The organism is Kribbella ginsengisoli (genome assembly GCF_039537185.1).
In the GTDB taxonomy this organism is placed as follows: Bacteria; Actinomycetota; Actinomycetes; order Propionibacteriales; family Kribbellaceae; genus Kribbella; species Kribbella koreensis.
Window position 1 is genome coordinate 102,479 of the sequence record NZ_BAABAA010000010.1, and the last position, 22,140, is coordinate 124,618.

Annotated in this window: 21 protein-coding genes; 11 read left to right on the forward strand and 10 right to left on the reverse strand. The window is 68.1% G+C overall.

What is annotated here, in order from left to right; all coding sequences use genetic code 11:
* Positions 1-90 precede the first annotated feature (90 nt).
* Together ABD768_RS30930 and ABD768_RS30935 are read left to right on the forward strand one after the other, a co-directional pair.
* Complete coding sequence (locus ABD768_RS30930; protein WP_344846511.1) at positions 91-1,008, forward strand: CE1 family esterase; 918 nt, start codon at positions 91-93, stop codon at positions 1,006-1,008.
* Positions 1,005-2,543 (forward strand): AbgT family transporter, encoded by a 1,539-nt coding sequence (locus tag ABD768_RS30935; RefSeq protein ID WP_344846512.1) that lies wholly within the window; start codon positions 1,005-1,007, stop codon positions 2,541-2,543. Before ABD768_RS30930 ends, ABD768_RS30935 begins: the two co-directional genes overlap by 4 nt.
* On the opposite strand, the gene ABD768_RS30940 is transcribed toward ABD768_RS30935, so the two are convergent.
* The 3 genes from ABD768_RS30940 to ABD768_RS30950 form a co-directional block, all read right to left on the reverse strand.
* Positions 2,536-3,114, reverse strand: coding sequence for a nicotinamidase (locus tag ABD768_RS30940; protein ID WP_343980412.1), 579 nt, complete (start codon positions 3,112-3,114; stop codon positions 2,536-2,538). The two genes, ABD768_RS30935 and ABD768_RS30940, sit on opposite strands and share 8 nt — an antisense overlap.
* A gap of 115 nt (positions 3,115-3,229) precedes the next feature.
* A complete protein-coding gene (locus tag ABD768_RS30945; protein WP_343980415.1) occupies positions 3,230-4,000 on the reverse strand; it encodes an SDR family NAD(P)-dependent oxidoreductase in 771 nt (256 codons plus the stop codon).
* Positions 4,001-4,085: 85 nt separating this feature from the next.
* A complete protein-coding gene (locus ABD768_RS30950) occupies positions 4,086-5,609 on the reverse strand; it encodes a hypothetical protein (protein ID WP_344846515.1) in 1,524 nt (507 codons plus the stop codon).
* A gap of 170 nt (positions 5,610-5,779) precedes the next feature.
* Here ABD768_RS30950 and ABD768_RS30955 point away from each other — a divergent pair, with 170 nt between their 5' ends.
* Entirely contained in the window at positions 5,780-6,538 is a 759-nt protein-coding gene (locus tag ABD768_RS30955) for an AIM24 family protein (protein WP_343980421.1), read from the forward strand.
* Positions 6,539-6,598: 60 nt separating this feature from the next.
* Here ABD768_RS30955 and ABD768_RS30960 read toward each other — a convergent pair whose 3' ends face one another.
* Entirely contained in the window at positions 6,599-7,687 is a 1,089-nt protein-coding gene (locus ABD768_RS30960) for a hypothetical protein (RefSeq protein WP_344846517.1), read from the reverse strand.
* A gap of 382 nt (positions 7,688-8,069) precedes the next feature.
* Between ABD768_RS30960 and ABD768_RS30965 the strand changes: the two genes are divergently transcribed.
* The 5 genes from ABD768_RS30965 (at position 8,070) to ABD768_RS30985 (ending at position 12,053) form a co-directional block, all read left to right on the forward strand.
* Positions 8,070-8,201: a hypothetical protein gene (locus tag ABD768_RS30965; protein ID WP_343980427.1), complete on the forward strand. Its 132-nt coding sequence runs from the start codon at positions 8,070-8,072 to the stop codon at positions 8,199-8,201.
* Positions 8,202-8,304: 103 nt separating this feature from the next.
* Entirely contained in the window at positions 8,305-9,402 is a 1,098-nt protein-coding gene (locus ABD768_RS30970) for a HesA/MoeB/ThiF family protein (protein ID WP_344846520.1), read from the forward strand.
* Entirely contained in the window at positions 9,399-10,664 is a 1,266-nt protein-coding gene (locus ABD768_RS30975) for a PqqD family protein (protein WP_344846521.1), read from the forward strand. Before ABD768_RS30970 ends, ABD768_RS30975 begins: the two co-directional genes overlap by 4 nt.
* The gene (locus tag ABD768_RS30980) at positions 10,661-11,254 is read left to right on the forward strand and encodes a DUF3105 domain-containing protein (protein ID WP_343980435.1); all 594 of its coding nucleotides are present in this window, start codon (positions 10,661-10,663) and stop codon (positions 11,252-11,254) included. The genes ABD768_RS30975 and ABD768_RS30980 overlap by 4 nt, the downstream gene beginning before the upstream one ends.
* Positions 11,255-11,294: 40 nt before the next feature.
* A complete protein-coding gene (locus ABD768_RS30985) occupies positions 11,295-12,053 on the forward strand; it encodes a helix-turn-helix domain-containing protein (protein WP_343980438.1) in 759 nt (252 codons plus the stop codon).
* A 232-nt stretch (positions 12,054-12,285) separates the two neighbouring features.
* Here the strand turns inward: ABD768_RS30985 and ABD768_RS30990 are convergent, their stop codons facing one another.
* Genes ABD768_RS30990 through ABD768_RS31000 form a run of 3 tightly spaced genes read right to left on the reverse strand, consistent with a single transcriptional unit; the run spans position 12,286 to position 16,213 of the window.
* Entirely contained in the window at positions 12,286-13,755 is a 1,470-nt protein-coding gene (locus ABD768_RS30990; RefSeq protein ID WP_344846524.1) for a carboxyl transferase domain-containing protein, read from the reverse strand.
* Positions 13,752-14,894, reverse strand: a complete 1,143-nt coding sequence (locus ABD768_RS30995; protein ID WP_344846526.1) for a CaiB/BaiF CoA transferase family protein — start codon at positions 14,892-14,894, stop codon at positions 13,752-13,754. The genes ABD768_RS30990 and ABD768_RS30995 overlap by 4 nt, the downstream gene beginning before the upstream one ends.
* Positions 14,894-16,213 carry an SLC13 family permease gene (locus ABD768_RS31000; RefSeq protein ID WP_344846528.1) on the reverse strand — a complete coding sequence of 440 codons (1,320 nt, stop codon included), beginning with the start codon at positions 16,211-16,213 and terminating at the stop codon, positions 14,894-14,896. The genes ABD768_RS30995 and ABD768_RS31000 overlap by 1 nt, the downstream gene beginning before the upstream one ends.
* Positions 16,214-16,318: 105 nt before the next feature.
* Between ABD768_RS31000 and ABD768_RS31005 the strand changes: the two genes are divergently transcribed.
* Positions 16,319-17,119: a FadR/GntR family transcriptional regulator gene (locus tag ABD768_RS31005; protein WP_343980448.1), complete on the forward strand. Its 801-nt coding sequence runs from the start codon at positions 16,319-16,321 to the stop codon at positions 17,117-17,119.
* The gene (locus ABD768_RS31010; protein ID WP_343980450.1) at positions 17,116-17,874 is read left to right on the forward strand and encodes a sulfite exporter TauE/SafE family protein; all 759 of its coding nucleotides are present in this window, start codon (positions 17,116-17,118) and stop codon (positions 17,872-17,874) included. The genes ABD768_RS31005 and ABD768_RS31010 overlap by 4 nt, the downstream gene beginning before the upstream one ends.
* On the opposite strand, the gene ABD768_RS31015 is transcribed toward ABD768_RS31010, so the two are convergent.
* From ABD768_RS31015 to ABD768_RS31025, 3 genes are all read right to left on the reverse strand, one after another.
* Positions 17,871-18,872 carry a YdcF family protein gene (locus ABD768_RS31015; RefSeq protein ID WP_344846530.1) on the reverse strand — a complete coding sequence of 334 codons (1,002 nt, stop codon included), beginning with the start codon at positions 18,870-18,872 and terminating at the stop codon, positions 17,871-17,873. The two genes, ABD768_RS31010 and ABD768_RS31015, sit on opposite strands and share 4 nt — an antisense overlap.
* A gap of 120 nt (positions 18,873-18,992) precedes the next feature.
* The gene (locus ABD768_RS31020) at positions 18,993-19,979 is read right to left on the reverse strand and encodes a hypothetical protein (protein ID WP_343980457.1); all 987 of its coding nucleotides are present in this window, start codon (positions 19,977-19,979) and stop codon (positions 18,993-18,995) included.
* Positions 19,980-20,009: 30 nt separating this feature from the next.
* Positions 20,010-20,816 carry an inositol monophosphatase family protein gene (locus tag ABD768_RS31025; RefSeq protein ID WP_344846532.1) on the reverse strand — a complete coding sequence of 269 codons (807 nt, stop codon included), beginning with the start codon at positions 20,814-20,816 and terminating at the stop codon, positions 20,010-20,012.
* A gap of 65 nt (positions 20,817-20,881) precedes the next feature.
* Here ABD768_RS31025 and ABD768_RS31030 point away from each other — a divergent pair, with 65 nt between their 5' ends.
* Complete coding sequence (locus ABD768_RS31030) at positions 20,882-22,117, forward strand: D-arabinono-1,4-lactone oxidase (protein ID WP_344846534.1); 1,236 nt, start codon at positions 20,882-20,884, stop codon at positions 22,115-22,117.
* Positions 22,118-22,140 lie beyond the last annotated feature (23 nt).

The following is a 22,140-nucleotide window of genomic DNA, read 5'->3' on the forward strand; positions in this document are numbered from 1 at the left end:
CCCGCTGTACCCCTTCACTGGATCGCGCCGGATGCGCTCCAGATGCGAACCTGCCCGCCTGCAGGTCGCCAGCCCGAGGAGGCACCCCTGATGAACCTCGCACGCCCGAAAATTCTTGCCGCACTGCTGATGACGGCCGGCCTGGTGACCGCCGCCACCACGTTGCCCACAGCAACAGCTGCCGAGCCGAGCCGTACTACCGGATGTGGCAAGCAGGCCGCGCCGACCGGCGACTACACCGTCGAGAGCGGCGGTCTCACCAGGACGTACCGCCTGCACATCCCGGACAACTACAAGCCGTCCAAGCAGTACCCGCTCATTCTCGTCTTCCACGGCCGCGGCAAGACCGGCGCGCAGACCGAGGCGTTCTCGGACCTGTCGAAGCTCGACGCGGTCGTTGCCTACCCCAACGGTGTGATCGGCGACGAGAACAAGCAGGCCTGGCAGGGCGCGCCGTACTCGGCGAAGGGCGTCGACGACGTGAAGTTCACCGCCGACCTGCTCGACCAGCTCGAGGGCAAGTACTGCGTCGACACCCGGACCGTCTACGCGACCGGCAAGTCCAACGGCGCCGGCTTCACCGCCATCCTAGCCTGCCGGATGGCCGACCGGTTCGCCGCGATCGCCCCGGTCTCCGGCGCCTTCTACATCGAGGGCACCCGCTGCGCCCCGAGCCGGCCGGTCCCGGTGCTCGACATCCACGGTACCGGCGACACCACGATCCCGTACGGCGGCGACGGCCAGCGCGATCTTCCGGACGTGCAGACCTGGGTCCGCGACTGGTCTGTCCGCGATCACTGCGATCAGGACACAAAGGTCAGTCAGCTCGGCGACGACGTGCTGATCACCAAGTACAAGGGCTGCGATGCTGACGTCGTGCATGTTGCGGTGACGGACGGCGGCCATTCGTGGCCGGGATCAGACGCGTCCTCGGGTCCGGGGTACGTCAGCCAGACCTTCGAGGCGCATGAGCTCATCGGTGACTTCTTCAAGGCGCACAAGCGATGACCACCACCGCGACGCCTCCGAAGAAGGACCTGCCCCGCCTGGTCCGCGGGATGGCCGTGATCGAGCGGGCCGGCAACGCGCTGCCGCATCCGTTCTGGCTGTTCTGGATCCTGTCCGCGATCCTCGCCGTGGTGAGCGCGATCCTGGCCGCGCTGGACGTGTCGGTCCTGTCGCCGAAGGACGGCAAGGTCGTCGCGGTGCAGAACCTGCTGTCCGGTGACGGTCTGCAGATGGCCGTCTCGACGGCGGTCTCGAACTTCGCCGAGTTCCCGCCGATGGCCACCATCGTGGTGGTGATCATGGGCGTCGCGCTGGCCGAGCGGACCGGGTTCCTGCAGTCGCTGATGAAGGTCAGCGTGTCCCGGGTGCCGACCTCGATGGTGGTCTTCGCGGTCGCCTTCGCCGGCACGATGGCGCACGTCGCGTCGGCCGCGGCGTACATCATCCTGGTCCCGCTCGGCGGGCTCGCCTTCCGCGCGGTCGGCCGGTCGCCGATCCTGGGCGTCGTGGTCGCGTACACGGCGATCGCCTCCGGGTACGACGCCAGCCCGATCCCGACCCCGAACGACGCGATCTTCGCCGGGATCACCGAAGCGGCCGCGAAGACGATCGACCCGAACGCGTCCGTCTCGCCGCTGTCGAACTGGTTCTTCAACATCGCCTCGTCGATCCTGCTCGCGCTCGTCATCACCCTGGTCACCCGGCTGGTGCTGAGCAAGCGCGACGACCTCGACGCGGATCCGGACGCACCCGGCGAGGACCCGGACGCGCTGACCCTGTCCGACCGCGAGCGGACCGGGTTGCTCAGGGCAACGGTCGTCTTCGTGATCGCGGCGATCGCGATCATCGCCGTCCTGATCCCGCACAGCTCCCCGCTGCGGGGCGAGAACGGCAGCATCGTCGAGTCGCCGTTCCTGGACGGGATCGCGATGGTCGTCGCCGTGCTCTTCGGGCTGGTCGGCATCACCTACGGCGTCACGGTCGGCGTGATCGAGAAGGCCGGTGACGTGCCGAAGCTGATGGCCGAGGGGATCAAGCAGATGGCGCCGGTCCTGGTGCTGTTCTTCGCGATCGCCCAGTTCCTCGCGTACTTCAGCTGGAGCCGGATCGGCGACCTGCTGTCGGCCGAGTCGGCCCGCTGGCTGGGCGAGCTGGGCGCCCCGAAGGTCGTCATCTTCCTCGGCATCCTGATCCTGCTGACCCTGATCAACATCCTCGTCACCAGCGGCTCGGCGATGTGGTCGCTGACCGCGCCGATCCTGGTCCCGATGATGCTGCTGCTCAGCGTCCCCGCCGAAACCACCCAGGCGCTGTTCCGCATCGCCGACTCCGGCTCGACGGCGATCACACCGATGAGCCCGTACTTCGTGATGGCGCTGGGCTTCTTGCAGCGCTACCGCAAGGACGCCGGCGTCGGCACCCTGGCGTCGTACACGGTCCCGCTGGCGATCGCGATGACCGTCGCGTGGACCGTGCTCTTCCTGGCCTGGTGGGCCCTCGGCATCCCGCTCGGCCCCGGCGCGCCGGTCAGGTAAGGGCGACGCCCGCCGTACGGAGGTCTACGAGTGTCTGTTCGGTGCTGGCCGGCGCCACCCCTGCGGTGAGGCCGGTCAGCACCGTCGTACGGAAGCCTTCGCGGTTGGCGTCGAGGGCGGTGGCGCGGACGCAGTAGTCGGTGGCGATGCCGCAGACGTCGACCTGGGTGATGTCCTTCTCGCGGAGCCAGTCGGCCAGCGGCTTGCCGTTCTCGTGGCATTTGCCCTCGAAGCCGGAGTACGCCGCGGCGTACTCGCCCTTGTCGAAGATCGCGTCGAAGGGTTGCGGGTCGAGGTTGGGGTGGAAGCCCACGCCGTCGGTGCCGGCCACGCAGTGCACCGGCCAGGAGTTCACGAAATCGGGCGTCTCGGAGAAGTGGTCGCCCGGGTCGATGTGGTGGTCGCGAGTGGCGACCACGTAGTCGTACTCCCGGTCGCGCGGCTCGGCGTCGTGCCAGCGGTGCAGCAGCTCGCCGATCCGGAAGGCGACGTCCGCGCCGCCGCTGACCGCCAGACTCCCGCCTTCGCAGAAGTCGTTCTGCACATCGACCACGATCAGCGCCCGGGCCATCTCAACACTCCTTCTGGATGTGTCCTTGCCCCCACCGTACAAGCCTCGACCGTGATCAGCGCTGAGGTTTGCGCTTTCAGGATGGTGTCCGGCGGCGCAGCGGCGGTGGCGTGGGCTACGCCGCCCGCAGCGCGCCGCCGTTGACGCGGAGGATCTCGCCCTGGGTGGAGGTGTTCCGGGCCGAGCAGAGGAAGACGATCGCGGCGGCGACGTCCGCGGCCTCGGGCAGATGGCGAGCGGTGAACTGCTGCGCGAATCCGCCGATCACCTCGTCCGGGATCACCCGATGGCTGCCGTTCTCGAGCGTGACTCCCGGCATGACGAGGTTGACCAGTACGCCGTCCTCGCCCAGATCGTGCTGCAGGCTGGCGACGAGCCCGTGCAGACCGGCCTTCGCGGCCGTGTACGCCCAGGCGCCGGCCATTCCGCGCTCGACCAGATCGGTCGAGAGGAGTACCAGCCGTCCTTGATCCGACGCGCGCAGGGCCGCCGCGGCGTGCTGGACGAGGCGGAAGTTCCCCGTCAGATTGTCTCGCATCACGGGCAGCCACTGGTCCGGCTGGGCGTCCTCGATCTTCCGCGGCAGCTCGTGCGGAGTCGCGTTGCCCCAGTTGACCGCATTGCCGACCAGTACGTCGAGCCCGCCGAACCGCTCGATCGTCTGGCTGACGGCATCCGCGATCGACTCCGGCGTCCCCAGATCCATCGGTACGGCGAAAGCCTCGCCGCCGAGCGAGGCGACCACCTCGCCGGCGGCCTCCTTGCGTGAGTTGTAGGTGATCGCGACCCGCGCACCCTCCCGGGCGAACGCCAGCGCCGCCTCGCGGCCGATCCCGGACGATCCGCCGGTCACCAGCACTCGTTTGCCCTGCAATCCCAGCTCCATCAAACGTCTCCTCGCGGTAGAGTCGTCTCGTTAGCCGACTAAGAAATAAACTTAGCCGACTAACTAAACTCCACGCAAGGCGCTGTCAGCTGGTGAGGCGCTTCCTGACCTCTTCCAGGTCGCCGGCGACCGTGGCGAGGCGGGCGGTGTCGCCTGCCTTGTACGCCGCCAGCTCAGCGCCGGCCGTCTTGGCCTGCTCGCGCAGCCGCTCGATCCGCCGGACGGTGTCGGCCCGCTCGTCGGCGCGCTTCTTCCGGGCGGTCCAGTAGCCGTAGCCCGCGATGCCCAGCAGGACCAGGCCGACCACGATCCAGAACGGGTGCACCAGGAACCCGAGGCCGATCAGCACCATAACGCCGGCCACGCCGAACCCGATCGGACCGCGCAGATCCGCGGCGGACAGCGGCTTCACCGTCTCGGCGATCTCCACCTCGGCCTTGGCGAGCGAGAGTCGATCCGCGCCGTCCGGGGTCAGGGTCACCTGCCGCCACTCGATTTCCTTGCTGACCTGCGACGGCGTCGGCAGGCTTGCGGTCTTCATCAATTCCTCGGCGTCCGCGAGTACGGCGTCAGCGACCACCCGCAACGCCGTCGCGGCGAGGTGCGGCTCGTCGGTCTTGGCGAGATCCGCCTCGAGCAGCTTGCCGAGCTCACCGGCCGAGTCGCCGAGTGAGCCGTTGCTGGGCGCGGTGCCGTTGGTGACCTTGGCGCGGAGCTCGCCGACGCGGGAGAGCATCTCGCGCTCGGGCTCGCTGCCTTCGGCGATGAGCAGCCGCAGCAGGGCAGACGTGCTGTCGGGATCCGGCTTCTCTCCCGCTGCGTAGGCGAGGGCGCCATCCGGCTCGAGCACGCTGGTGTCACTGGTGATCGCCTCGACCCCAGCCCGCAGCCGGGCGAGGTCGGCACCGGCCTTGAACTGAGTGGTGAACTCCTTGAACGGCGGCGCCGCGCTCACGGACAGGCCCGTCGCGCGCTCCTTCACCACCCCGGCCCAGTGCCCTTCTCCGGCGGTACCGGCCTTGAGCTGAGCCACGATCCACTGCTGACCCTCGACCCCGAATCCACCCCGCGCAGCCGCCGTCCACAGCGCCCGCTGCGTCCGCGTCACGTTGCCCGCCGCCAACTCACCGAACGCCGTCCCGAGCCACTCCGCCCGCACCTCATTGCGCCGGCCCAGCGCCGCGAGCGCGAGGCAGAGGAACGTACTGGTCCTCACCTCATCCCGCTTCATCGCCTCAGCCAGCACGGCCTCGTCCAGAGCACCTGGCTCGCGAATCGCTTCCACGGCGGGCGCGAGCCAGTACGCCGGTACGTCGCGCCCCACCCGAGTCGGCTTCTCCCCGGCCGCCAGCGTCGCCAGCACCTGGCCCGCGTGCCGGCGTACCTCCGCCGCGTCCGCGAACCCGATCAGACTCTCGCGAATGTCGGACAGCTCCACGAACGCATCGAACGCGGTCGTGAGCCGCTGCAACCGCGTCTCCATCGTCCCCTGCACCTGCGACAACCGGGACCGCAAACTGGAAGCCTCGGACGAAGCCGCCGCCATCTGATCGCGAAGCTCCTCCAGCTCACGATTCTGGCGGTTGTCGGTGTACCAGTTGTTACTCATGGACGCTCCCGTTCGGTGGTTCCGGCGCGCAACAGCATCCCGTGCGCACGGGGTCAGCTGATCGGAAGGGCAGGAAGTGGGGATTCGGGGGCAGGATGGTATGGCACCGGGAGGGGACTCGGTGCGTCTGAGCCTACGCTCGGGATCATCGACAAGGAGGGGGATTCGGCATGCGGAGCGAACTGTTCGCCGCGACGAACCAGGAACAGGAGTCGGCCCAGGCCGGCTTGCGGCTGCAGAACTCGAAGCTGCTCAAGGTCGAGCTGCGCGGTGAGGTCTTCGCCCGGCAGGGGGCGATGGTCGCCTACCAGGGCAACGTGCAGTTCGAGGCGCAGGGGGCGGGTGGGATCGGCAAGTTCCTGAAGCAGAAGCTCACCGGTGAAGGCATCCCGCTGATGAAGATGCGCGGGCAGGGCGACGTGTTCCTCGCCGACCGCGCCGCCGACATCTACCTGATCGACCTGGAGGGCCCACACGACGGGCTCAGCATCAACGGCGCCAACGTGCTCGCCTTCGAGCCGACGCTGAGCTGGGACATCAAGATGGTGCAGGGCGCCGGGATGATGTCGAACTCGGGCCTGTTCAACTGCAACTTCTCCGGCGCCGGCCGGATCGCGATCACCTGCAAGGGCACCCCCGTCGTACTGAACGTGGACCAGCCCACGTTCGCCGACCCGCAGGCGGCCGTCTGCTGGTCGACCAGCCTGCAGACCGGGTACCAGCGCGCCGACTCGCTCGGCCTCGGCACCCTGCTCGGCCGGACCACCGGCGAAGCGTTCACGATGGCTTTCACCGGCCAGGGCTTCGTCGTCGTCCAGCCCTCCGAGGAGCCACCCGGCGGCTTCATCGGCGGCACCGGCGGCGGCCAGCAAGCCGGCCAGGAAGGTGGCGTAGCCGGCATGCTCGGCGGCCTCCTCGGCGGCCGCTGACCCCAGACACCCGGCGCAGGCCCCCCAACGCCTGCGCCGGGCCCGGGTCTGTCCTGGCTGTCAGCTCGGTTGAGGCCCACGAAGGTCCGGGGTGACCATGTTGAGCACCGCCCAGTAGGCGTGCGCGTAGTCCTGGTCCGGCTCGAGGGTCTTCGGATCGACGTGGGTCGAGGTCTCGACGCCCACCCAGCCTTGGAGCTTCCGGTCGTCGTCGATGATCTGCAGCAACGACTGCACGTGGTTGTTGGCCTTGTAGCAGTCAGCGTTCTGGCGCAGGCACTCACACCAGTAGGTGTAGATGTTGTTCCGGGCCGGCGGAGCATCGGCCATGTACCGGATCCGGTCCTTGCGGGTCGGCAGCGTGGTGCAGTTGCAGCCGGTGTTCTTCTCCCGGATGCCGACGCACTTGCCGCTCGGGCATGAGCGCCACTGGTCGAACCCGGTCGCCTTCATCCCGGAGGGCTCACGGTGGACAGCGCCCACGCTGGCCGTGACGAACGTACCCAGGTACTCATCCTGTCCATAGACGGTCCGGATGTCCGTGACGCTCGCCTTGTTGCCCGCCGACAGCGGCGCGTTGCTCCCGTACCCGATCCCGAACGTCGCCGAGTAGTCGGAGAAGGTGGTCGGCACGGTCACGTCGCCCTTCGGCCCGTGGTACCCGTCGCTGCTGATCCGCGCGACCTTCCCGCCCGGGATCGGGTCGAGCGACCAGTGCTCGGTCAGTGGCTTCGGGAGCGCGGTACCGGCTCCGTTCTTGGTCCAGGTGACGTCGACCTTGCCGGCCGAGGTCTTGTAGGTGCCCTGGAACTCACCTGTGGGCCCGGTGAGGAAGCTCCCCATCGTCTGCACGGCGCAGGTCGGCACGTCGCCGCCGCAGCTGGCGACCATGCTGTCGACCCGGCCGGGCTCGTCGCGCTGGTTCCAGGTCCAGTAGTTGGTCCGGACGGTTCCGTCGGCGGCGAAGATGTACCAGCCGAGCCGGGTCCAGTTCGCGTAGTTGTTGACCGCTGAGGTGTTCAGTCCGCCGACCGACACGACCCAGTTGGCTTTCCCGCCTGGCAGCTCCACCGGCACGGGTACCGCCGGAGCGGTCACCCCCAGGGTCGCGACCAGCCCCAGCACGATCCATCCGATCAGTCTCTTCATGGCACCGAAGCATGCCCCGGTCAACTACCCAGCGCAACCGATTGGTCACCGATAGATATGTCCGAAACTACCGCAAACGGTGACTTGAAATGTACGCCCGAGCATTACCCGGAATTTTTTCCGGCCGCCACGGGTGTTTCATGGGGGCCGCCTGCAAGGAATCTGGGTAGAGATTACCCATTGACTGTTTTCCCCTGTGTGGCAGGCTTCCTGAGCGGTACGGCGATGGATCGCTTGCTTCAGCGCTTGTTCCGGAGAATGCCCAAAAAATACACCAAAATACATTTAGCGGGCGCATTGGCTTTAATTGTCCAGGGTGCTCTAATCATCGCATTGCGGCGCCGTCGCAATGCGATGACCAACCAGACATCTGGAGGACGTCATGGAACAGAAGGCCGAGGTCCGCGAGCCGCGGAAGCTCGTGGTTCGCAAGCTGGAGAACCTCGACACGACCCTGATCATCACCGATCCGGGCGGTGGCGGCGGCGGGTGCCGCGACGCCACATGCGGCTAGCCGGTCAGTAGGGCCGGGGCGCGGGCGACCGCGTCCCGGTCCACCGGGGGCGTTCGATTCACGGGCGGATCTGTTCGGGCGGATCTCTTCACGGGAGGTAGCGATGTTGCGGCCACGGATCAAGGGCATCCACAAACCCGTCCGGCTGACGCCGACGCTGATCAACATCGGCGGCCGGCAGCTGGGCATCGGCGCCGAGATCGACGACGAGGACGGCGACCGCTGGCTGTTGCTGGGCCTGATGGACGGCACCCGGACCCGGGACGAGATCGTCGACGCGCTGATCGCCGAGCGCCCCGAGCTCTGCCCGGTCGAGATCCGTGACTCGATCCAGGGCCTGATCGACGCCGGGTACGTCGAAGACGCCGCCGGACCCACCCCCGCCAACCTCAGCCCCGCCGAGATCGACCGCTACGACCGGGCGACGACGTACTACTCCTGGGTCGACCTGACCCCACGCCCCAGCCGGTACGACGTCCAGTCGCGGCTCAAGGACAGCAGCGTCGTGGTGCTCGGCCTGGGTGGTACCGGCTCGGCAGTGGCCTCGTCCCTCGTGGCGGCCGGCGTCGGCAGCGTGCATTGCGTCGACTTCGACACCGTCGAGGAGGGCAACCTCACCCGCCAGCTTCTCTACACCGAGGACGACCTCGGCAAGCCCAAGGTCCCGGTAGCAGTCGAGCGACTCAGCCGGATGAACCGGCACGCCGTCGTCACCGGTGAGGAGAAGCAGGTCTTCAACACCGAGGACGTGGCCGCGCTGATGCACGACCGCGACCTCCTCGTCCTGTGCGCCGACCAGCCGCAGAAGCTGATCCGCCAGTGGACCAACGAGGCCGCCCTGCGTACCGGCACCCCGTGGATGCTCGCCCAGTACGCCGGTCCGATGGCGGTCATCGGACTCTTCATCCCAGGCCAGACCTGCTGCCAGGAGTGCCTGGTCAGCATGACCGACTTCATCCGCCAGCGGTACGGCCAGGAGCCTGAGGACCTGTTCCCCTTCGACGGCCACGCCGTGATCGCGCCGACCGCGAACCTCACCGGGCACATGGCGGCGATGGACGCGGTTTACCACCTGGCCGGGATCCCCACCAGCACGGCCGGCCGGATGTTCCACCTGAGCCTCACCGACCTGACCTACCACTACGTGGTCACGCCGACGACCGGGGAGAAGTGCGAGACCTGCGGCTGGATCGGTCGATGACGATCGCCGCCCTGGACGCGACCAGCCGTCCGAGCGTCGCCCATCTGCTGGTGCGCCAGGAGGACGAGGACGAGTTCGTGCTCGGCAATCCGGCCACCGGCCGGTTCGTCGTCGTCCCCGAGGCAGGCGCGCGGCTGATCGAGCTGCTGGCCGCCGGGCACACCGTCGCCGAGGTCGCCGACGTCCTGGAACACGAGCTCGGCGAGCCCGTCGACGTGCTGGACTTCGTCGAGATGCTCGTCGAAGCCGGCCTTCTCGACGAGCGCGAGGCCGCGGGGGAGGCTGCGGCCCCGCGCGTCGAGGAGGCCGAGCAGGGTAAGAAGGTCAAGTACTGGGTGGTCTCGAAGATCCCGCCGTGGGTGGTCAAACCGCTGTTCGGCAAGGCCGCCTGGACGTTCTACGTCGGCTGCCTGGTCGCGACGCTGGTGATGTTCGCCGCCGATCACTCGCTGCTGCCCAGCTACGAGGACGCGTTCGTCGTCACCGACATCATGCTCAGCCTGGTCATCACCAATGTGGTGGTGATGGGTCTGGCCGTCGTCCACGAGATCTGGCATGCCTTCGCCGGCGCCGCCGCCGGGGTCAAGTCGCAGCTCAGGCTCGAACGACGCGGCATCTTCACCGTGCTGGAGACCGACCTGACCGGGCTGTGGGCATTGCCGCCGGCCAAGCGGTACAGCCCGTTCCTGGCCGGGATGGGGTTCGACTCGTTCGTCCTGTTCGCCGCCGTCGCGCCGCGGTTCGCCTACTCGCGCGGCTGGCTCGACCTGAACCCGCATGTGGTCCGGTTCCTCGCGATGCTCGTGCTCAGCCAGGTCGGCAAGCTCGCCTTCCAGACGATGGCGTACCTGCGTACCGACATGTATCTGGTGATGGCGACCGCGACCGGCTGCAAGAACCTGCACCAGGTGACCCGGCTCGGCCTCAAGCGGCTGATCCGCAAGCTCACGCCGGTCGAGCAGACGATCCTGCGCGACGCGGACGCGAAGGATCTGCGGGTCGCCCGGTGGTACCGGCTGCTGTATCTGGCCGGCATCGTCTGGATGGGCTGGTTCGCCTGGAACTTCATCCTGCCGGCCGCCAAGGTGACCATCGGCTGGGCCGCCGGGGTGATGGTCGGCGCGCCGGTCTTCAGCTTCTACTGGTGGGAGGGGATCGGGCTGGTCACCTTCGCCTTCGTGAACCTGACCGCGCCACTGTTCGTTGCCCTCCGCAACCGTATCCGCGCCCGCCGGGCCGCGCGTGTGGCGGTGGCGGTATGAAGTCCGCGCGCAAGTGGGGACTGCTGGTCAGTGTGATCGTGACCGGCCTGAGCGTGCTGACCATGTCCGGTCTCGCCTTCGGCGTGCTGCTCGGCTCGTTCACCGACAAGCCCGCGCTGGCTTGCGACCAGGTCCCGGGCACGCCGCAACCGTTCGAGGGTAAACGGCACATCCCGTACGACGGTGCGCCGCACGACCCGTACCGCTCGATGCCGCCGACGTCCGGGCCGCACTCGCCTCGGGTCGTACCGCCGGGCATCTACCGCAAGCCGGTCGCGGAGGAGTTGCAGGTGCACGTCCTCGAGCACGGGCACGTGTTGCTGCAGTACGCGCCCGACGTACCGGCTGATGTGGTGGACGATCTGGAGCGGATCGGACGGCAGTATCCACGAGACGTGGTCGTGGCGCCGTACCCGAAGCTCGGTCACGGCATCGCGCTCAGCGGCTGGCAGCGCTCGGAGCGTCTGGACTCGCTCGACGAGGACGCCGTCGTCGCGTTCGTGACGTTGGTGCCCGGCCGGTACAACCACCAGTGGCGCGACGGTGCGACGGACTGTCTGCCGCCGCATCCACCGGATGGTGAGAACTGACGGTCGTGTTCGTGTTCAGGGTTGGTCACGGGGGTCGGGGATGGGTCGCGAGGAGCTGGATTTTCCTGGCCGGCAAGGCGTACTGGACGCCTCGCTGCGCCTGCAGGTGGTGCGCGCCGCGCGCTGCGACGAGTGGGCGGCGGGGCGGTCGACGCAGGCCGAGGTGTACCTTTTCGGCCGGGACCTGCTGAGCCTGCGCGACTGGCTGCGGGCGGAGTGCGGTGGGGCGGAGGAGCTGATCGCGGTCACGTCGATCCGGGATCAGACGGTGGAGACGTTCGCGCCGAGCCATCGGGCGAACCGTGAGCTGGTCCGGCGCGGGGTGCGGATGACGAGCTTCTTCGACAACAGCGGTGGGTCGTCGGCGGTCACCGACTTCATCATCGCGGCCGGCGAGGACATGCCGTACCACGTCGCCTGCGGCCCGATCCAGATGAAGCTGTTCGACGGCGAGCGGGTGCTGGTCGAGGGCCCGGTGACCGGCGAAGGCGAACGCAGCCTGATGGTGATGACCGGCCCGGAGGCGGTCAACGCGGCCCGCCAGTACCTGAAAGCTGTCCGCCAAACCGCCGTCCGAGCCCGGGAACTCCGCGACCGCACCGTCGAACTGACCCCACGCCAGCACCTCATCGCCGCCCAGCTGAGCGCCGGCCACACCGACGACGAAATCGCCGAGCTGCTGACGATCAGCGTCCGCACCGTCCGCTACGAGGTCTCCCGCCTGCTGGAAGTACTGGCGGTGAAGACCAGGTTCGCGGCAGGCGTCCGCTACGCCCGAATGCGAACCCACGGCACCTGAGCGCAGGTACTACCGGCGACCCTGCTTGGTCGGGGGCACGATGGAGCTGTCGGAGGCGTTCGACTTCGGGGTTTTGGGTTGCTTGGGTTTGCGGACTTCGCGTCCGCCCTTGTTCTTCGCCATGAGGTGCTCCCGGGTGAGGGTGTCGCGTGGGCTGCCTGAGCTCTACCGAGCCTGGTGCGCCGCGGAACTCCTGGTCCCCGGTGGTTACCCCAGACCGTACACCCAGCAGTCACCCGAGGTCCGCGAGCTGTTCGCGCCGATCGCCGCTGAGGTGGGCCGCGCACTCGGCGGCGATCGCCTTCGCCAGGGATTCGGGTGTGTCGTCGTCCGGTTCGGGGATGACGTGGTGGACGGTGCCGATTTCTTTGAGATCGGCGGCGGTGATGCGTTGGGTTGAGGCCATCGCGGGGGCGTGGGTGGTGTCGCCGTACATGATCGCGCTGGCGCCTTCGGGCGGCAGCGGCGCGAGCCAGGCGTGTTCGGCGGCGATCACAGTGGTTGCCGGGAGCAACGCCAACGCTCCACCGCCGGTCCCTTGTCCCAACAGCACCGAGATCGTCGGGACCTTGAGCGTTGCGAGAGTGGCGATGCATTGGGCGATCTCGGCGGCCACCCCGCCTTCCTCGGCCTCGCGGGAGAGCTCTGCGCCAGGGGTGTCGATGACGGTGACGAGGGGGAGGCCGAGGTCTTCGGCGAGGCGCATTCCGCGACGCGCCTGCCGGAGCGCGGTCGGCCCCATCGCCTTGTTTTGCGAGCGATCCTGCCCGACCAGGACGCAGGGCCGGCCATCGAGCCGGGTGAGAGCGACGAGGATGCTCGCGTCCGGTTCGGTCAGCCGGACCGTACTGGTGGCGCCGTGTCGGAGGAGGTCGCGCACGCCGATCCGGTCGGGGCGGCGCGTACGTAGTACAGAATCCCAACCGTCAGCAGGACCGGCTTCTCCGGTACGCCGAGTCAGCACCGGCTCAGTTGGTGGGTCGACCAGCACCCCCAGCGCCCGATCGAGAAGCACCGGCAGCTCGGCCGACTCCACCACCCCGTCGATCACCCCATGAGCGGCAAGGTTCTCCGCCGTCTGCACTCCAGCCGGAAACGCCTCGCCGTACAACGCCTCATAGACCTTAGGACCAAGAAACCCAACCAGCGCACCCGGCTCGGCCACCGTGATATGCCCCAGCGACCCCCAGGACGCGAACACCCCACCGGTCGTCGGATGCCGCAGGTGCACCAGATAAGGCAACCCCGCCGCCTTGTGAGCCATCAACGCCCGAGAGATCCGCACCATCTCCACAAACGCCGGCGCCCCCTCCTGCATCCGCGTCCCTCCAGAAGCCGTAGACGCCAACACAGGCAATCCCTCACCCGTAGCCCGCACCACCGCCTCGGCAATCCTGGCCGCCGCAGCCCGGCCGATCGACCCACCCAAGAACCCGAACTCACTGACTACAACCGCAACCGCGCGCCCTCGCATCAACCCGCGCCCGGTGACAACCGCCTCGTCAGTCCCGGCCCGCCTCGCAGCCGCGGCCAACTGCTCCCCGTACGACACCGCCTCGGGCCGACCAGCCTCCGCCTCCGGCTCGCCCAGCCCCACCGCGCCCGGTTCCGCCTTGCCCGGGTCCGGCTGCTCGATCGCCCGGTCCCATGACTCGAACGAGCCCTCGTCGAGGACCACATCGATCAGCTCGCGGGCGCTCATGCCAACCACTCCCGGATCGCTGGGCCGTGCTGGTCCAGTGTTGGGGGAGCGGTGTGCTGGCGTGGTGTCGTCTCCCCGGAGCCCTGGAAGAACCTCAACGGTGGACCAGGTAACCGCAGGGCGCCGAGCGTCGCGTGCTCGACGTCGATCAGCAAACCCTGGCTGGCCGTCTGGTCCCACTCGTAGACCTCGTCCAGCCGTCGCACCTTCCCCGCCGGAATCCCCGCTTCTCGCAGCCGCGCCAGCAGTTCCTCCGCAGTCCACTCCGCAAAGACCGCCTCCACCACCTCGGTCACCCGCCCACGCTGCGCCACCCGCTCAGCATTCGTCTCCAGCCCCTCGCGGGCGATCCCGAACGCAGCACAGAACCGCTGCCACAACCCCTCACTCCCGACAGCGATCTGCACCGCCCCATCCGCACACCGGAACAACCCGTACGGCGCGATCGCCGGATGATGGTTGCCCTGAGCAACCCCCACCTCGCCCGCAACGGTGAACCGCGTCCCCTGAAACGCATGCACCCCGACAACCGCCGCCAACAACGAGGTACGGACAACACTGCCCACGCCAGTCCGGTCGCGTTCATGCAGAGCGGCGACCGCGCCGTACGCCCCGTACATCCCAGCCAGCAGATCAGCGATCGGCGTACCGACCCGCTGCGGATCGTCCGGCCCCGACCCCGTCAGCGACATCAACCCGGCCTCGCCCTGCGCGATCTGGTCGTATCCGGCCCGCCCACCCTCCGGCCCGTCATGCCCGAACCCAGTGATGGACAGCACCACCAGCCGGGGGTTCCGCTCCCGCAACGCCTCGATCCCAAGCCCAAGCCGGTCGAGCACCCCTGTCCGGAAGTTCTCCACCAGCACATCGGCCCGATCCACCAACCGCAGCAGCACGTCCCGATCGCCCGCATCCTTGAGGTCGAGCGCGATCGACTCCTTGTTGCGATTCGCCGACAGGAAGTACGTCGACTCGCCATCGACGAACGGCGGCCCCCACCCGCGGGTGTCGTCACCGGTACCAGGCGCCTCGACCTTGATCACCCGCGCACCGAGATCGCCGAGCATCATCGTCGAGTGCGGACCCGCCAGCGCGCGCGACAGGTCCACCACCAGCACTCCCTCGAGCGGCCCGGCCATCACCACTCCGGCAGGACGAGCGCCGCCCAGACCAGCAACGGGCCGACCACGACGACGATCGTGCTGTAGAGGAGAATCTGCCGGTAGTAAACGGGTTCAGAGATCGAGTCCGGCCGGTTCGCGAGCATCAGCGCCCCGTTCGTGGAGAACGGGCTGACATCGACGATGGTCGACGCGATCGCCAGCGCCGCGACGAAGAAGCCGGCGTGGATCCCGCCGTTGGCGATCAACGGCACCGCGATCGGGATGATCACCGGCAGCAACGCGGTCGACGACGCGAACGCCGACACCACCCCGCCGACGTAACAGAGGATCAACGCACCGATCGCCGCGGCCCCCAGCCCGGCAGCCCACTTCCCGACGAACTCAGGCGAGCCCGCCTTGGTCAGGATCGCCGCGTACGTACTGACGCCGGCGACGAGCAACACGGTCGGCCAGGCGATCTGCTTCACCGCGTCCTTGTGCTCCCTGGGCGCAAGCATCGCGAGGACGACCGCCGCCGTGATCGAGACGAACCCGATGTTCTTGTCGAAGGCCAGCGCGACGACAGCGACCCCGACGAACGCGATCAACGTCAGCACCTGGTCCCGCCGTACGCCGAGCGCCTGGGTCCCGGTCGGTGCCGAAGTACCGGTTCCCCGCGCAGGCACCGTCGCACCGCCGCGATGCAGATCCTCGGCCAGCGTGTCCGGATCGTTCGGATCGACCCGCTGCGCCATCAGCTGGCGGCCGCCGAACAGGACGAAGAGGATCATCGCCATCACCAGGTTGACGGCGAGGCTGGCCAGGAAGACGGTCAGCTCGCTGGAGGGCAGGTTGTTCTGCTCCATCACCGAGTTGGTGATCGTGCCGTAGATGCTGATCGGCGAGAACCCACCTCCCTGCGCGCCGTGCACGACGAACATGCCCATCATCAGCGGATTGATCTTGTACTTCCCGGCGAACCCGAGCGCGATCGGCCCGATGATCGCGCAGGCGGCCGGACTGGCGGCGCCGATCGAGGTCAGCAACGCGGTGACGGCGAACATCACCCACGGGATCAGCGCGACCCGGCCACCGACGGCCTTCACCGCGCTGCTCACTATCAGGTCGACCGTGCCGTTGTTCTTGGCGATCGCGAACAGGTACGTGACGCCGATCAGGGTCAGGACGAGATCACCGCTGACGCCGGCCAGGATCTCCTTCTCGCTCAGGTGCAGCGAGTACATCCCGACCAGCCACGCCGCGACGTACGCGAGCGCGCCCATGTTGATCGGTAGCACCGTGCCGAGCACGAACAGCGCGACGAGCGCGAGGATCGCTACCCACTCTGGTCCCATGGTGGTGGTCCTTGTCTTCGGGGCGGAAGAACGTTTCTAACGTTTGAGCTGGATCACTGGCCTAGCCAATAGCTCAATGACCCACTTGTCAATAAGCTCTCTGTCATGGCAGACGACCCGCACGGCGATCAGAACTTTCCCCGGCCGGTACTGCGTACGCGGCTGTACGAGCAGGTCGCGGAGCAGATCACCGCGTGGATCGCGTCCAACGGTCTCGGCGCCGGTGACCGGTTGCCGCCGGAGCGGGAACTCGCCGTGCGGCTGGGGGTGAGCCGGGCGACGCTGAGCCAGGCGCTGGTCGCGCTGGAGGTGATCGGGGTCGTGATGGTCCGGCACGGCGACGGGACCGTGCTGACCGATCGGGCCCGGACGGGTGCGGTGATCGACGCGATCCGCGCGCACGCGGACCGGTTGCCCGAGATCATCGAAGCGCGGGACGCGTTGGAGTCGAAGCTTGCCGCGCTGGCGGCTGTACGGCGTACCGACGCTGATCTCGCCGCCATCCGGGCTGCCCTGGAGGAGATGGAGCGCGACATCACCGCCGGCGGACGCGGAGTCGAAGGCGACGAACTCTTCCACGGAGCCGTCACCCGGGCCGCCCGGTCCGAGCTGCTCGCCCAGATGATGGGCGCCCTGGAAGACCTGATCAAGGAAACCCGCCTCGAATCCCTCTCCCAGCCAGGCCGCCCCCGCGAATCCCTGGCCGGCCACCAGCGAATAGCCGACGCAATCCTCGCCCGCGACCCTCAGACCGCGGCTCTCGCCATGCACGAACACGTCCTGCTCGTCAGCGACGTGGCCCTACTCCGCGAAGACATCCCCCGCCCACACCGCGAGTCAGGCGATCTGCGCGAGGAGGTTCCGGGGCCGCAGCGCGGGTCGGGCGATCTGCGTGAGGAGTTGTGACGGGGCTGGAGCATCTTGCGATCATCGGTGCCGGGCTCGGCGCCGGCCTGCTCACCTCAACTGTTGGCGTCGCCTCGCTGCTGAGCTTCCCGGTGCTGATTGCCCTGGGCATCCCACCAGTGGTCGCCAACGTGTCGAACACCTTAGGACTGATCCCCGGCGGGCTCGGCGGTTCGCTCGGTTATCGCCGGGAGTTGCGCGAGCAGCCACGGGTGAGCCGGCTCGTCGTCGCGACGTGCGCGATCGGGGCCGTCGGCGGTGCCGTGCTGCTGCTGGCGCTGCCGGCGGGTGTCTTCGAGGCGATCGTGCCCTGGCTGATCCTCTTCACCTGCCTGCTCGTCGGCGCCCAGCCCTGGATCTCCCGGTGGCTGCGTTCCCGTTCCACCGAAGAGCACCAACCGCGTACCGTGATGTCGCCCGCGACCCTCGTCTTCGCCGCCCTCACCGGCGTCTACGGCGGGTACTTCGGCGCCGGCGCGGGCGTGATGATGATGGCTGTCCTGAGCCTCGGCCTCGACCTGGACCTCCGCGTCGTCAACGCCCTGAAAACCCTGGCCCTGCTGGCCGGAAACCTCGTCGCCGGCCTCATCTTCGTCCTCGTCGCCGACATCAACTACACCGTCGCCGGCCTACTGGCCATCGGCTCCATCATCGGCGGCTACACCGGCTCCCACCTAGGCCGCCTACTCCCACCCGCCCTCCTCCGAACCCTCATAGTCCTAGCCGGCCTCACCGCCGCCGTCACCATGCTCTAGAAGGCCAGAACGAACAGGCCGCGGAGGAAGATCAGGCCGAGAATGAGGCCGTTGATCCATTTGTGGTCGAGGAGGACTGCGGCGAATTCGCGGATGGTGGCGCTGGGCCAGAAGTAGGTGGCGGTGGGGGAGCCGAGGACCTGGCCGTTGACTTTCGCCTTGCGGGCGGTGAAGGCGGCGCGGAGGGCGTGGTAGTTGTTGGTGACGATCAGGCACCGGTACTCCGGGTCGAGGCCGGCCATGATGGTGCGGCTGAAGGTCAGGTTCTCGAAGGTCGACGTGGAGCGGTCCTCGAGCAGGATCTGGTCGGCCGGTACGCCGTGATCGACCAAGTACTTCGCCATCGCGTGCGACTCGGGGACGTCCTCACCGGGACCTTGGCCACCGGACGTGATGAGGAGCGGCGAGCGGCCCTTGGCGCGTGCTCGTTGCCAGGTGAGGTGGGCGCGGTCGAGGCGACTGGCGAGCAAGGGTGGGACCCGGCTGCCGCGGAGGCCGGAGCCGAGGACGACGATGAAGTCGACCTTGCGCGATCCCCGGATCCGCGCGTACACGAACGAGTACGCCAGAAAGCAGACGAACAGGAACGAGACATAGGTCAGCGCGAGCAACATCGTCGAGCGAACCACATCGAGGAACGGCGACGACCACTGCTGCGTGATCACCCCGAAGATCGTGAACGCGATGATGCCCAGCCCAGCCGCCAGCGAGAGCAGGTTCGCCGGCCGATGCCCCTCCCGCTTCCACATCGTCACCCCGTTGACGGTGAGGAAGATCGCCAGCACGAAGATTGTGATCGGGATGGCGACCAGCACGGCGATCACCAGCAACCGCGCCGCCGTATCCGACACCTGCTCCAACGCGAACACGGTCCCGATCCCACCGAAGAACAGCGTCAGCACGAGATAAACGCCGTTGCGCAACACCCGCCGATCGCGAAACCAGGTGTAGAGGAACAGTACGAACCAAACCCCGGCGATCCCGAACGAGATGATCACGCCGCACTCACCGTCCATCGCCGGGGCGAGATCACTTCGGGTTGCTCCTTGATCACCGAGAGGTCGGGCGCTGGTCATCAAACCATGCGCCCGACCGTCGGCCCGGGATTTGGAGCGGTGTCAGGCCAGGCTGGTGAGCGAGCTGATCGTTGCTTTGTGCAAGTTCTTGATGACGTTCAGGGTCTTCGGGTCGCCGGCGTACAGGTGTGAGCCGGACTCGAAGACCAGGTAGGCGCGGCCGCCGTACTCGGTGATGCCCTCGGACATGCTCGGGGCGCGGAAGCACTTCAGCTTGGCCTTGTCCAGGTCGGGCTGGCCGCGGCGGACGACGTACAGGTTGCTGCGGTTGGTCCGGCCGTACGAGGTGCTGAAGATGAAGTGGCTGCCGGTGACGAGCAGGCCCTGGGTCTTGGTCGGCACCTCCCACGCCTTGTTGATCGTGGTCAGCGAGCCGTTGCTGTTGATCTTGTACTGGTACATCTTGTCGCGGCCCTTGTCGTTGAACTTGCCCGACCAGATGTAGCCGCCGTAGCTGGTCAGGAAGGACGCGCCGTAGACCTTCCGCTCGGCGCCGACCGGCTTGATGTACGGCGTACCGGCCGCCTTCATCGCGGTCTTCAGCGTGGACAGCTTGTACTTCCGGATGCCGTTCGTGCTGCCCTGCACGAAGGCCCAGCCGTTGCTGGTGGTGATCCCGCCGCCGTGCGTCGCGTCGATCGCGACCACGCCGACCGTCTTGTTGGTGGCCGGGTCGATCCCGATGATCTGCGAGCGCGCGCCCGACCGGTACGCAGTGACGAGCAGCAGGTTCTTCTTGCCGTCCCAGTTCCACCAGGTGCCGATGCCCTGTGGCGTGTGGGTGCTCAGGTTCGGCACGGCGGCGCTGGCCGTGAACCGGTCGTTGTACACCTTCGACGCGGACGGACCGTCGTAGAAGTCCCGGCCGCCGACCGTGGTGCTGCAGCTGATCGCGGTGGTGGCCACAGTGGCCTGGGTCGTCTGGGTCGCCGCCTGCGAACTGTCGGCTCCCTTGAGGGCGACCGTGACGGCGGTTCCGCCGGCCAGTACCGCGGCCAGTCCGAGGGCGGTGAACTTGGTGAAACGCAAGATGGATCCCTTCAAAACTACTTCAGTGGACTACTTCTGGAAGGCTGCCAGGAAGTGTTTCAGGCCGGCCGGGTCAAGATCCGGGGTGTAGGCCGCATAGTGCGGCTGGTTCCATCCAGACGCGCCGAACGGGAGATAGGTTCCGCCGGCCTGCTGGACCAGGAGCTGGCCGGCGCAGATGTCCCAGGCGTTGACCGAGAACCCGACCGCCGCGTCGGCCCAGCCGGCCGCGACGTGCGCGAGGCTGAGCGCCGCGCTGCCCGGCCGGCGCAGGGTTCCGTACGCCGTCACCAGCCCGCCGTACGCCGCCAGGCCCGCCGGCCCGTCCTGCACGACGTCGCGTGCGCTCGGGTAGCCGCTGAGGATGGTTGCCTCGGCCTCCTCGCCCGGACCCGAGGACCGGATCAGGTTGCCGTTCAGCGACGCGCCGGACAGGTCGGCGGTGAAGAGGTTGCCCGCCATCGGGTCGAGGATCGCGCCGGCCACGATCCGGCCGTCGAGCACCGCGCCGATCGACGTACAGAAGAAGGCGAGTCCGCGGGCGAAGTTCGCCGTACCGTCGATCGGGTCGACGTACCAGGTGACCTCGCCGGAGCCCTCGTGGGCGCCGTCCTCCTCGCCGACGACGGTGCTGTCGGGGAAGCGCTTGGTGAGCAGCTCCGAGATCGCCTCCTCGGCCCGGCGGTCGTGCACGGTCACCGGGTCGTGCTTGTCGCGCTTGAACTCGACGTCCATCCCACCGCGGAAAGCGGTCCGCAGATCGTCGGCAACGAGCCGGGCGGCCTCGGCCGCGGTGGCGGACAGCTCCTGGGACAGGGCAACGGCTTCAGAGGGCATGGGGATCAACCTATCCGAGGCCATGTGGAAGGCTGCTGGACAGACGAGCGAAGGGCGTGAGGCGCATGACGAAGAACTGGGCAGGCAACATCACCTTCTCGGCGGAGGTCCGGTCGCCGCGCACGGTGGCGGAGATGCAGGAACTGGTACGGCTGTCCGATCACGTCCGCGTGCTCGGCAGCGGGCACTCGTTCAACCGGATCGCGGACACCGACGGCACGCTGGTCTCGGTCGCCGCCCTGCCCCGGATCGCCGCCCTCAACCCGGACGACACCGTCACGATCGCGGCCGGCCTCCGGTACGGCGAAGTGACCGCGTACCTGCAGGACGAAGGCCGGGCACTCCACAACCTCGGCTCCCTGCCACACATCTCCGTCGCGGGGGCCTGCTCGACCGGTACGCACGGTTCCGGCGACGCCAACCGCCCACTCGCGGCCGCCGTCACCAGCACCACCTTCATCGCCGCCGACGGCGAACTCGTCACCCTCACCCGCGACGACGCCGATTTCCCCGGCTCGATCGTCTCGCTCGGAGCCCTCGGGGTGACCGTCGAGCTGGAGCTGGAGACGCAACCGTCGTACGAGATCAGCCAGGTCGTGTACGACGGCCTGCCGGTCGAGCGCCTCGGCACCGACTTCGAGGAGATCTTCTCGAGCGCCTACAGCGTCAGCGCCTTCACCGACTGGGTCGACCCCGACGTGATGGTGTGGCGCAAGATGCTCGCCGGTACGCCGTACGAACCGTCCTGGCTGGGCGCCCGTCTGGCCGACGGTGCCCGCCACCCGATCAAGGCGATGCCCGCCGATTTCGCCACCCAGCAACACGGCGTCGCCGGCCCCTGGAACGAACGCCTCCCGCACTTCCGCCTCGAGTTCACCCCCAGCAACGGCGAAGAACTCCAGTCCGAGTACTTCGTCCCACGAGCCGCCGCCCCGCAAGCCTTCGAACAACTGAAGTCCCTGGGCAACCTCATGGCCCCCGTCATCCAGATCTCCGAAATCCGCACCATCGCCGCCGACAACCTCTGGCTCAGCCCAAGCCAAGGCCGCGACACCGTAGCCCTCCACTTCACCTGGATCCAGGACGAGACAGCCGTCCGCCCGGTCGTCGCCGCCCTCGAAGAAGCCCTCCTCCCGCTCGGCGCCCGTCCCCACTGGGGCAAGGTCTTCACCGCAGACGCCACCACCCTCCGCGACTGCTACCCGAAGGTCCCCGACTTCATCGACCTGGCCGCCAAGTACGACCCAGAGGGCAAATTCCGCAACGACTACCTGAACACCTACCTGCCGAAAGAGCGGTGAGGACAGGCGGGCGATCTGCCCGC

Bases quoted from the DNA above. Each gene is read 5' to 3' on its own strand.
- ABD768_RS30930 (WP_344846511.1), top strand. From the start codon at position 91: ATGAACCTCGCACGCCCGAAAATTCTTGCCGCACTGCTGATGACGGCC.
- ABD768_RS30935 (WP_344846512.1), top strand. From the start codon at position 1,005: ATGACCACCACCGCGACGCCTCCGAAGAAGGACCTGCCCCGCCTGGTC.
- ABD768_RS30940 (WP_343980412.1), bottom strand. From the start codon at position 3,114: ATGGCCCGGGCGCTGATCGTGGTCGATGTGCAGAACGACTTCTGCGAA.
- ABD768_RS30945 (WP_343980415.1), bottom strand. From the start codon at position 4,000: ATGGAGCTGGGATTGCAGGGCAAACGAGTGCTGGTGACCGGCGGATCG.
- ABD768_RS30950 (WP_344846515.1), bottom strand. From the start codon at position 5,609: ATGAGTAACAACTGGTACACCGACAACCGCCAGAATCGTGAGCTGGAG.
- ABD768_RS30955 (WP_343980421.1), top strand. From the start codon at position 5,780: ATGCGGAGCGAACTGTTCGCCGCGACGAACCAGGAACAGGAGTCGGCC.
- ABD768_RS30960 (WP_344846517.1), bottom strand. From the start codon at position 7,687: ATGAAGAGACTGATCGGATGGATCGTGCTGGGGCTGGTCGCGACCCTG.
- ABD768_RS30965 (WP_343980427.1), top strand. From the start codon at position 8,070: ATGGAACAGAAGGCCGAGGTCCGCGAGCCGCGGAAGCTCGTGGTTCGC.
- ABD768_RS30970 (WP_344846520.1), top strand. From the start codon at position 8,305: ATGTTGCGGCCACGGATCAAGGGCATCCACAAACCCGTCCGGCTGACG.
- ABD768_RS30975 (WP_344846521.1), top strand. From the start codon at position 9,399: ATGACGATCGCCGCCCTGGACGCGACCAGCCGTCCGAGCGTCGCCCAT.
- ABD768_RS30980 (WP_343980435.1), top strand. From the start codon at position 10,661: ATGAAGTCCGCGCGCAAGTGGGGACTGCTGGTCAGTGTGATCGTGACC.
- ABD768_RS30985 (WP_343980438.1), top strand. From the start codon at position 11,295: ATGGGTCGCGAGGAGCTGGATTTTCCTGGCCGGCAAGGCGTACTGGAC.
- ABD768_RS30990 (WP_344846524.1), bottom strand. From the start codon at position 13,755: ATGAGCGCCCGCGAGCTGATCGATGTGGTCCTCGACGAGGGCTCGTTC.
- ABD768_RS30995 (WP_344846526.1), bottom strand. From the start codon at position 14,894: ATGGCCGGGCCGCTCGAGGGAGTGCTGGTGGTGGACCTGTCGCGCGCG.
- ABD768_RS31000 (WP_344846528.1), bottom strand. From the start codon at position 16,213: ATGGGACCAGAGTGGGTAGCGATCCTCGCGCTCGTCGCGCTGTTCGTG.
- ABD768_RS31005 (WP_343980448.1), top strand. From the start codon at position 16,319: ATGGCAGACGACCCGCACGGCGATCAGAACTTTCCCCGGCCGGTACTG.
- ABD768_RS31025 (WP_344846532.1), bottom strand. From the start codon at position 20,816: ATGCCCTCTGAAGCCGTTGCCCTGTCCCAGGAGCTGTCCGCCACCGCG.
- ABD768_RS31030 (WP_344846534.1), top strand. From the start codon at position 20,882: ATGACGAAGAACTGGGCAGGCAACATCACCTTCTCGGCGGAGGTCCGG.